Origin of the sequence: Mesorhizobium sp. B264B1B (assembly GCF_020165765.1) — a bacterium.
Taxonomy (GTDB): domain Bacteria; phylum Pseudomonadota; class Alphaproteobacteria; order Rhizobiales; family Rhizobiaceae; genus Mesorhizobium.
The window spans coordinates 1-1,071 of the sequence record NZ_JAIUIS010000041.1; the positions used below are offsets into that span (position 1 = coordinate 1).

Below are 1,071 nucleotides of genomic sequence, written 5' to 3' on the forward strand. Positions count from 1 at the left end.
GCGCAAAGAGGCTCACCGGCGACGCCTGGGAGAAGCGGCTAATTGCAGTGCGACGTGCAGTCGAAAATATCTGAGATTCAGCTGGTATTGCCAAATTGTTGCTGGATGCATGTGAGCAGTCGCCGCACTCTCGGCAATGCCTGGAAAGGCGCCCGACGCTCCGCTTGGCAGACCGAAAGAATGGCTTGAGACCAATCTGGATCTGACTAATACTGTCGCTGACCTGCATTCGACGTTCCTATCTTGCCCGGTTCGGAGCAGAGGTGATACAAATCGACTGGCCGGTCCATTTTATGACCACTCGATAACTGTAATCAGCGGTCTTAATCATGTGCGCGGCAAACGCTCGGCTCAGCTAGACGTTGGCTCATCTGGCGGTCGAAGGGCCTCTAAAACTAGTTAAATGGTTGATGTCGTAGTATGGATGGGGCTCGACCGCTCGGCACTGTCCGGCCTGCCGTGACCTTGGATCTAAAGAACATCACCCCGCCAATTGCCGAGGATGAAGCATTGGAGAAAAACTCGGTTCCGGCCCAGATTGAGTTCGGCAGCGTCACAAGATGTATGGGGCAGTCGCTGCGGTCAGCAATTTGTCGCTGACCGTCGGTCCCAAGGGGTTCGGGCAAGACCACGGCCCTGATGCTGCTCGCCGGGTTCGTAGCGCCCACTGAGGGAGACATCCGGATTGCTGGGAATTAGGTCGCGGCGGTGCAGTCTTATCGGCGCGACCAAGGCATCGTCTTCCAGAGCTATGCGCTGTTTCCGCACCTCACGGTGCGCCGAACCTAGAATTCCCGCTCGAAATGCGCGGCATGAAGGCTGCCGAGAGGCAGCGCAGGTCGACCGCATGCTCGCGCGCGTGCACCTCACCGACTTTGGCGGCCGCATGCCGTCGCAATTGAGCGGCGGCCAGTAACAGCGCGTGGCGCTTGCTCGAGCCCTGATCGCTGATCCGCCGTTCCTCTTGCTCGATGAGCCGCTCGGCGCACTTGACCGTAAGCGCTGTTCTGGTGGCACCTTTCGCGCGTGGTCGTGAGGAACGATGTTCGGAGCCTTTGAGGGCTTCGACAC

Annotated in this window: 1 protein-coding gene and 1 pseudogene; one reads left to right on the forward strand and one right to left on the reverse strand. The window is 58.8% G+C overall.

The genetic code is table 11. From position 1 onward, the window contains the following. A partial coding sequence (locus LB547_RS32250) for a hypothetical protein (RefSeq protein WP_210239596.1) occupies positions 1–229 on the reverse strand: 229 nt, incomplete at its 3' end. Positions 230–459: 230 nt separating this feature from the next. Here LB547_RS32250 and LB547_RS32795 point away from each other — a divergent pair. After that, a pseudogene (locus LB547_RS32795) lies at positions 460–997 on the forward strand (ABC transporter ATP-binding protein); the annotation flags it as partial. Positions 998–1,071: the final 74 nt, after the last annotated feature.